General features: G+C 40.7%; 5 protein-coding genes and 2 pseudogenes. 5 read left to right on the forward strand and 2 right to left on the reverse strand.

From position 1 onward, the window contains the following. The 5 genes and pseudogenes from BCT81_RS10590 to BCT81_RS10610 all read left to right on the forward strand — a co-directional run. Positions 1 to 419 (forward strand): annotated as a pseudogene (locus tag BCT81_RS10590) (diguanylate cyclase); the annotation flags it as partial. Between the two features lie 82 nt (positions 420 to 501). Continuing rightward, the gene (locus BCT81_RS10595) at positions 502 to 2,073 is read left to right on the forward strand and encodes a type I restriction-modification system subunit M (RefSeq protein ID WP_102424168.1); all 1,572 of its coding nucleotides are present in this window, start codon (positions 502 to 504) and stop codon (positions 2,071 to 2,073) included. Further along, positions 2,070 to 3,251, forward strand: a complete 1,182-nt coding sequence (locus BCT81_RS10600) for a restriction endonuclease subunit S (protein ID WP_102424170.1) — start codon at positions 2,070 to 2,072, stop codon at positions 3,249 to 3,251. The genes BCT81_RS10595 and BCT81_RS10600 overlap by 4 nt, the downstream gene beginning before the upstream one ends. Positions 3,252 to 3,318: 67 nt before the next feature. After that, positions 3,319 to 6,207 (forward strand): type I restriction endonuclease subunit R, encoded by a 2,889-nt coding sequence (locus BCT81_RS10605; RefSeq protein ID WP_102424172.1) that lies wholly within the window; start codon positions 3,319 to 3,321, stop codon positions 6,205 to 6,207. 2 nt (positions 6,208 to 6,209) lie between these two features. Further along, positions 6,210 to 7,601 (forward strand): cell envelope integrity protein TolA, encoded by a 1,392-nt coding sequence (locus BCT81_RS10610; RefSeq protein ID WP_102424174.1) that lies wholly within the window; start codon positions 6,210 to 6,212, stop codon positions 7,599 to 7,601. Between the two features lie 215 nt (positions 7,602 to 7,816). Here the strand turns inward: BCT81_RS10610 and BCT81_RS10620 are convergent, their stop codons facing one another. After that, positions 7,817 to 8,275 carry a hypothetical protein gene (locus BCT81_RS10620; protein ID WP_102424176.1) on the reverse strand — a complete coding sequence of 153 codons (459 nt, stop codon included), beginning with the start codon at positions 8,273 to 8,275 and terminating at the stop codon, positions 7,817 to 7,819. Beyond that, positions 8,272 to 9,247: pseudogene (locus tag BCT81_RS10625) on the reverse strand (hypothetical protein); the annotation flags it as partial. The gene BCT81_RS10620 and the pseudogene BCT81_RS10625, both read right to left, overlap by 4 nt.

The following is a 9,247-nucleotide window of genomic DNA, read 5'->3' on the forward strand; positions in this document are numbered from 1 at the left end:
GGATTGTAAGCGTTGGAATGATCAGCGAAGGTACGGATATCCCGCGTCTTCAAGTTTGTTGCCACATGGTGCTTGGGCGTATTCTTAGAGTTAATGAGGCAGTAAATCAACAAGCGTGGTTGTTTACTTTTGCAGAACAAAGCCTGATAGAGTTTTCTGAGCGGATTGAACAAGACATTCCTGACTCTTGTCTGTTTACGAAAACAGAGAGCTTGATAGAGTTTGAGTCAGAATCCCAACGTACTTGCCTAACTGGTCATAGTCTCTTAGAAGAGCGAGAGGAAGTAAACTCAAAATTGAACTGGAGCAATGCTAATCATACCGAATCCAATTCAACAGGATCTCTTAATGCATTCGATGAATTGCGATTGGGAACTTTTAAGCAGCGCGTAATTTCAGCCTTTCTAGCCACTTCGTAGTTTAAAAATGATCTCTACACTCTAGTTAATCCCTTATTTCAGTTACAATATCGCCAACTTAACTATATGTAACTGAACTCCCATGGTCGAACAGCATCAACAAGAACTAAAGAAACAGCTTTGGAATATCGCCAACACCCTTCGTGGTAACATGTCTGCCGATGACTTCCGTGATTACATCCTTGGCCTAATCTTCTACAAATACCTTTCAGATAAGCTAAATCGCTACGCTAATGAATTGCTCTCTGAAGATGGTATTCAGTTCGCTCAAATCGATGAAAAGAGCGAAGAAGGTAAAGAGTACCTAGAAGCTGTTCAAGAAGAAGCACTAGACAAGCTAGGCTATTTCTTCAAGCCATCAGAGCTGTTCCATGTGGTTGCGAAAGCTGGAGCTGATGGTGAGTTCATTCTTGATGATGTGCGTGATGTTCTTAATGATATCGAACAAAGCACCATGGGCGCTGACAGTGCTGATGACTTTAACGGCCTGTTTGATGAGCTCGATCTAACATCAAACAAGCTAGGTAAAACGCCAGATGCTCGTAACAAACTGATTGCTAAAGTGCTTGAGCATCTAGATAACATCGATTTTCACTTAGAAAACAGTGAAATTGATATTCTTGGTGATGCTTATGAGTATCTAATTGGCATGTTCGCCAGTGGTGCCGGTAAAAAAGCCGGTGAATTTTATACACCACAAATGGTATCTAAGCTGCTAGCTAAGCTTGTGACACTTGATAACCCAAATCTAAAGTCTGTTTATGACCCAACATGTGGTTCTGGCTCATTGCTGTTGCGTGTTGCCAAAGAAGCCAATAACCCAGACTTAAAGTTCTACGGGCAAGAGCAAAACCCAAGTACTTATAACTTAGCTCGTATGAACATGATCATGCATGATGTTCACTACAATCGCTTCGACATTCAGAATGACGATACGTTAGAAGCTCCAGCACATATTGAGCAACGCTTCAGCGCAGTGGTAGCCAACCCTCCATTCTCTGCTGGTTGGTCTGCAAATCCTCTACACCTGAACAATGAGCGTTTTTCTGACTACGGTAAGCTTGCACCTAAATCAAAAGCGGATTTTGCTTTTGTTCAGCACATGATCCACCAACTGGATGATAATGGCACCATGGCCGTGGTATTGCCTCATGGTGTGTTATTCCGTGGTGCAGCAGAGGGGCATATTCGTCAGCACCTTATCAAAGAGAAAAACTATCTGGATATGGTGATTGGTTTACCTGCCAATATCTTCTTTGGTACCTCTATTCCAACTTGTGTGTTGGTGTTGAAGAAGAATCGCAAAGCAGACGATGACGTGCTGTTTATTGATGCCAGCAATCATTTTGAGAAAGGTACCAACAACAATGTAATGCGTGAAGAGGATTTACAGCGCATTCTTGATGCCGTAACTAAACGCAAATCGATTGATAAATTCGCCTTTGTTGCAACGCCCGCAGATTTAAAAGAGAACGACTACAACCTCAATATTCCACGGTATGTGGATACTTTTGAAGAAGACGAACTTGTGGACTTGGCGAGAGTATCGAAGTTGTTGGTAAGTAATGATCAGTCGATGTTGGAAAATGATAAAACGATTGCAAACTTCTGCTCTGAGTTGAGGATTGATGCGCCGTTTGAGGTGAAACAATGAAGGGTATTACCACTCCTTTAGTTAGCCTAGAAAAAATGACGTTGGGAAATCTTCTGACAATAAAGTCTGGTAAAGGGTTTAAAGCTAGTGAATATTCGCTAGAAGGAAGGCCATTGCTTCAGATCGAAAACGTTAGCTATGGATTTATTAAGTGGAACGAACCAAGTTATTTACCTGAAGATTATAGAGATTCAGTGCCTGATTTAGTTCTACAGGAAGGTGATATTGTCCTTGCACTCAATCGACCTATTACAAATGGGCAGCTAAAGATTGCAAGACTGACAGCTAAAGATGCAGGTGCAATTTTATATCAACGAGTTGGTAAAGTGATAAGCACAGGCGCTGTAAGTTACGACTATCTTTACCATTTGATTGGGTTCCATATAAAAGAATTTGTTGAGTCCAAATCAATTGGTAGTGATCAGCCGTTTATATCTATTCGTGAGTTGTATCAGCATCCTCTGTCGGTCGTTGTTTGCCAGAAAGAGCAACAAAAAATTGCAGAGTTCCTTACTTCCGTCGATACCAAAATCAGCCAGCTAACAGAAAAGCACCGTCTACTTAAAGAGTATAAAAAAGGTGTGATGCAGCAAATTTTCAGTCAGAAGGTTCGTTTCAAAGATGAAGATGGTAAGGCGTTTCCTGAGTGGACCTATGAGTCTATTGGAAAATACCTTGAGCCACATAAAGAGCTTGTTAGAGCTGATACTGATATTCCAATATTGACCTCATCCCGAACAGGTTTATATCTTCAAGAACGATCTGTGATAAATGAAGGTGACTACGGAGTTGTCCCCTTAGGGCATTTTACTTACCGCCACATGAGTGATGACTTGATTTTCAAGTTCAATGTTAATCGAACTTGGGAAAAGGGAGCTGTGAGTAAAGAGTATCCAGTATTCAAAGTAGTTGGAATGGATACTTACTTTTTAGAGACTCAGCTCAATGAAGGTAATGATTTCAAAAGGTTTGCTATCCAGCAAAAGCAAGGTGGGACAAGAACTCGTTTGTACTTCAAAAATCTTAAAGAGTTGAAGTTAAATTTACCCTGCTTAAAAGAACAACAGAGAATTTCACTGTTTCTTCAGTCTATTGACACCAAAATAGAGGGTGTTGCTGAACAAACAGAACAAACCAAACAGTTTAAAAAAGGCTTACTACTGCAGATGTTTGTGTAACTTCTATATGCATAGCCCTATTAGTTAGGGCTTTACATAAAGGCATTCAAGGAAAGTAAATCGTCACATGGCTTATCAATCAGAACAAAAACTAGAAGATAACTTAATTGCTCAGCTTGGCACTCAAGGCTTTGAGGCTATTGCGCTAAAAGATAACGCGGCGCTTGAAGCGAACCTAAAGACGCAACTTGAAAAAGTGAATGAGTGCATGCTTTCAGATACTGAGTTTCGTCAAGTATTGGGTAAGTTAGAGAAAGGCAATATTTTCACCAAGGCGAAGACATTACGCGACCAGCTAGATGTCACCTTGGATAATGGTGACAGCCGACACCTAACTTTGTTGTTTGATGAAGCCAGTAAAAACAAGTTTCAGGTTGCCCAGCAAATAACGGTGAAGGGTATCTATACCAACCGATATGATGTGACGGTATTGGTAAATGGTCTTCCTTTAGTACAAATCGAACTCAAGCGACGTGGCATAGAACTAAAAGAAGCGTTCAATCAAGTTAAACGCTATCAAAAGCACTCGTATCATGCCAACCACGGTCTGTTCAATTATATTCAACTGTTCGTGATTTCTAATGGGGTTAATACTCAGTATTTCTCTAATAATAGCGAGATGTCCGCTAAGCAAACTTTTGATTGGACGGATTTTGATAATAAGAAAATCAGTCAACTTTCGAGCTTCGCTAGTGCTTTCCTAACAACATCGCATTTAACAGCGATGTTGACGAAATACATTGTCTTGAACGAGACAGGAAAGTTCTTAATGGTGCTGCGTCCGTATCAGTTCTATGCGGTAGAAGAGATCATTAAGCAAGTCAAAACCACAGACTTGAACGGTTACATATGGCACACAACGGGTTCAGGTAAAACGCTGACGTCTTTTAAAGCTGCGCAGATTATGACTTCATTAAGTGAAGTCGATAAAGTCGTTTTTGTGGTTGACCGTAAAGACCTCGATTACCAAACAGCGTTAGAATTTAATGCCTTTGCCAAAGGTTGTGTAGATAGTACAGACAATACCAATATGCTGTTTCATCAGTTAATCGATAAGCCAATTAAAGGAAAAAAGATTAACGAAAACCGCAACAGCAAACTTGTCGTTACGACACTGCAAAAGCTCAATAACGTGGTGACTAAAAAGCGCTACTTAAATGAGATGGAAGCGCTACAAGATAAACATATTGTTTTTATCTTCGATGAGTGTCACCGCAGCCAATTTGGTGATACGCACCATAACATCACAGAGTTCTTCAAGGGGGCTCAATTGTTTGGCTTTACGGGGACGCCAATCTTTGCTGAAAACGCAGTCGCTAAGAAATCCATAAAGAAAACCACTAAAGACCTTTTTGGCGAATGCTTACACCCCTATGTGATTGTTGATGCGATTCGTGACAATAACGTTCTGAAGTTTGCCATCGAGTATGTGGGACGTTATCAGTACAAAGATGGTTCGAACAACAACCTTGATATTGAAGTAGAAGATATCGACACTAAAGAGCTTCTAAGCTCTCCTGCGCGTCTTGATAAGATTACCGACTACATTATTGCTCATCACCGAAGAAAGACGCACAGTCGCGATTACAACGCGATGTTCTGTGTATCTGGTGTGCCTGAGTTGGTTCAGTACTATGAACTGCTTGCTAAGAAGAAAGCGGAAGGCAAGCACAACCTTAAAGTAGCGACCATCTTTAGCTATGAAACCAATGAAGAGGAAGAGTACGAGCTAGGTAATGTTGATGCAGTCGAGGTTCAAGAAGCCGCAGCGAAGTATCTTAATGATGGAGACGCTGTAAAACTGCACAGCCGAGATAAGCTTGAGTCTTTCATCGGCGACTACAACAAGATGTTCGGCACAAGCTACACAACCAAAGATAGCGAGTCTTTCTATAACTACTACAAGAACATCTCTAAACGAGTGAAAGCCAAAGAGATCGATATTCTTTTGGTGGTCAACATGTTCCTGACTGGCTTTGATGCCCCAAGGCTAAATACCTTGTATGTCGATAAGAACTTAAAGAATCACGGACTTATTCAAGCATTCTCACGAACTAACCGCTTGTTAGATGAAACTAAATCTCACGGTAATGTGGTCTGTTTCCGCAACCTGAAGAAAGCAGCAGATGATGCCTTTACGTTGTTCTCTAACAAGCAGCCGAATGAATCTATTGTTATACCGCCATTTGAAGATCTGTTAGCAGACTTTGATAAAGCTTATGAAGCGTTAATGGCAATTACGCCAACAGTTGATTCAGTTGATGACCTTCCTGATGAAGAGGCTCAGGCTCTGTTTGTTAGGCAGTTCCGAGAGTTGATGCGTCTTAAAAATATGCTGGGTAATTTCGCTGATTTCGATATGGACTCGACCGCAATGAGCGATCAAGAGTTTCAGGACTTCACCAGCAAATATGCCGACTTAAATCGCCAGTTACGTGAGAACTCAACCAAAGAGAAAGTATCAATACTTGATGACGTCGACTTTGAACTTGAGTTAATGCACCGTGATGAAGTCAATGTTGGTTACATTCTTCACTTACTGCGTGAGCTACATGAAGAGGAGAGCACTGACGAGAAAGAACGTAAGCGTCAGGTTATCGCGAACTTGATTGCCTCTGACCCTACGTTACTCAGTAAGAAGGCTCTAATTGAGAAGTTCATGAGTGAGCATCTTGACGGAATTCCTGCTCACGCTGATGTTGAAGAAGAGTTTGAATTCTTCTGGGAAAAAGAGAAGCGAGAAGCTCTAGAAAGCATGGCAACTGAAGAAAACCTAGATACAGATAAGTTAGAAATCTTGGTTAACCGTTATGAGCTTAGCGAAGAGATGCCGCTACGGGATGACTTTGCAGGAACGCTACAAACCAAACCTACGATACTGCAACGTAAAAAGATTGTTGGTCGGTTGACTGAGAAGTTCAAAGGGTTTGTCGATACGTTTATTGGTGGGTTTTAAATATGAGTGAAACCGTAAAAGAACTTTGGGAATCCTTTACCAGTAACATAAACAGTCGATTAACAAGCCCATTTTTCGGTGCGTTCATTGTTACATGGGGAATTGTAAACTGGGATAAAATAGCTCTATTATTTTTTGGTCGTCAAAGTGTTGATAATCGCGTGTCCTTTTTTAAAAAGTCAGTTGAATGGCTTTCTGTAGATCATAGTAATGTTTGGGATACGTTATGGTGGCCGTTAATTTTATCGTGTTCTTATCTGTTGATTTCTCCTTACTTACATCTAGTTATTCAACAAATCCAAAAGCATAGTGACAAGCTGAGATACGGTCATAAAGTAGATCAAGATGTTGATAAAGAATTAGATCGTGGTCGATTAGTAAAAGCGACAGCAAAGGCTAATTTACAAGATAAGGTTGCAGAAGATGAGGTTCGAGCTGAGATTGAAAATTCAGTTGCCAAAACTAAAAAGTTGCAAGAAGAAGCCGCTGCCTCTGAAGCTAGAAAAAAACTAATTGAAGAGAAGTACCTTGAAGCGCAAGAAAAAGTTAAGGAACTGAAGTTAGCCAATGAGACGTTGGCTCGAAAGGAAGCTAAAAAGTCTCAAGAAACAACAAAGGCAACGTTTGCTTTCGAGAAGAGCAAAGCTGAACATGAAAATGAACTGCTTACTTTGAAGTTTCCCCTTGCTTATCAATATATGAATACTCTTTCCGACAGTCTAAATGATGATGAAAGACGATATTCATTGTTCCATTTATCAGAAATCATCGCTGCAACCTTCGGCTACCAAGGTTTTGAACAATTGATCAAAGATGAATCATTCACAGCCAAGAACATAAAAAAGATAAAGTACCTCTCGTACGACTCGGAAACTTTATTTGATTGTTTGAATAGTGTAATCGAATCAGAAAATGAAGAAGATTATGATTCAAGTTGGTTGTTCGAACATATCCAAATGACTTTGGATCAGTATTCATTGCAGCTCCAAGATCTAGACAATGTGGCTGAAGAAGCGATTGAGGAACTTTGGGATACTGTATATTCAGAAATGATAGAGGCTGATGCCGTTAACTCAGAGATGGCGATAACCAATGCTCATTTTGACGACGTTGATGATCTACATAAAGTCTCGCACCGGTGGGTATCCGGAGATGGACTCTACATTAAGTACTCTTGTACTCTTTCAGGCTCAAATGACCCAGATAAAATGTTTTATGGGGATACAATCTACGTGGATTTTGAAGTTAAGCACCCGCTTGTGATTGGTGAGTCGGGACTTGGAGGGTATGAAATGTATGATGTTAAAGCTCGGGGGAAAGATTATTCCGATGAAAGTGATTGGGAGCATCTTAAGTTAGACAATAAACCTGCTGAAGCCAGTGCTGAGTTTTAGCGAGTAATTAAAGGTGGTAGTGCTGTTTATTAGTGTTCGGGTTGGATTCAGAATGCCATTGAGTTACTTTTTGTGAGGATGCTGACTCCGCAGAGCTTACTTGTTTGATAGAACATTTGAGTGAGGTCGACAAGAAAAACCTTATCGACCACATTAAGAGAAAGCTTGATAGTATTGAGTAAGCTGTAAGCTTTAAATATCCCTCAACTCAACGATTACTTAATCGAAACAACCTTACTTCGCTTTAGTTGAGCTAACTCTTCACGTAATTGGGAATTTTCAAACTCCAAATCTTCTATATGAGCCAATGCTTGAACCAGCTTGTCGTTAAGGTGGTGCTGTGAAGCAGCGAACAGGGCTAATTTCTCTCTTTCAGCCTCATACTTGGCCTTAAAGTTTTCCTTGATACGCTTTTGTTCTTTGAGCTTGGTGCGCACGGTCTGGATCTCTGGTTGGACTATTTCACCGTTACCTGCAGCAATTTCTGCTTTGGTCTGTTTAACCTTTTCAACAAGTTCGGGGTAGTAATAGCCACTGCCGTTACCCAAATTAGCTTCTTCCTCAACGGCTCTCACACTGAGCTTACGGTGAGTCGGTATACGCTTGGGTTTTCCTTGAGCAATTCGGTCTAAAGCTGCCTCTAATGCTAGTAGAGTGTTTTCGCTCTTAATCATGAGTTAGCTACTTTTAAATCAGGTTCAAAAGGGGTAAAGGGCATATCAAAGTCGGCCATGACATTTTCTGCTGCTCGGATTTGAGTTATGTAGTGGCTACGTTCACTGACAGATATTTCCTCGCCTGATTCTATGTACGCTACTAGATTACAGTGTTTTTTTTGCCACAACTTAGCCTGCTGATCGTCAATGATACTACTACCAGAGGCGCAATCCACGCAGAACTGCGGGGCGACTACACCATCCATATCGCAGTCATAACCTGATTTACAATAGCTGTGCATCGAACCATGTAGTGTCAATTTACCATCCTTTACGGCTTTATAGATAACATCCCATGAGCTATAAATGGTCGGCACATCCCCTCGCATTTTCATTATCGCTTTGCCATGAGTGCCTGATAGCGTTTCGTCAGAGTGCCACTGTTTGAATATTTTGTTGGCAGTAGTTTCAGCATTAATCTCTTCGAGTGTTTGCTGTATTTTGGTATCCACTTTTAAATCTAGCAAACTCGCTAGCTTGCCACCGTTGGTATACCATTCTGTCATGGCAAGGTGGATATGCTTAAATTGCTGCTTGAGAGCGACTACTGTGCTCAAGCGATTTTTAATACAATAAAATGCTAAAGTACGTCTAAATTGGTGAGTGGTTATGTACCATGGTTGACCAACTTTCACATACTTCTTAACTCGCTCAATTGAATTTGGATTAGAAGTTATACACTCTTGATAATCCTCGCTAGTAACAATGAAACCAAATTGTTTGCAAAATCGTTTTAGTCGTTCATTCCAATCTATGATTAATACTGGGGGCCTAGAACGATATGTTTGACTAACCCACAGGGTGTTATTGTATTTATCATCGGGGTATTCTATTTCTTTTCGCCACCGCTCCGTTAATGTATCCATTAAACCTATGGCTTTTTTTGAAGAAGGCGCAGTCACCCACGTCTCTCGTTTTTCTCCTAACTTA

It is taken from the genome of Vibrio sp. 10N.261.52.A1, assembly GCF_002876325.1.
In the GTDB taxonomy this organism is placed as follows: domain Bacteria; phylum Pseudomonadota; class Gammaproteobacteria; order Enterobacterales; family Vibrionaceae; genus Vibrio; species Vibrio chagasii.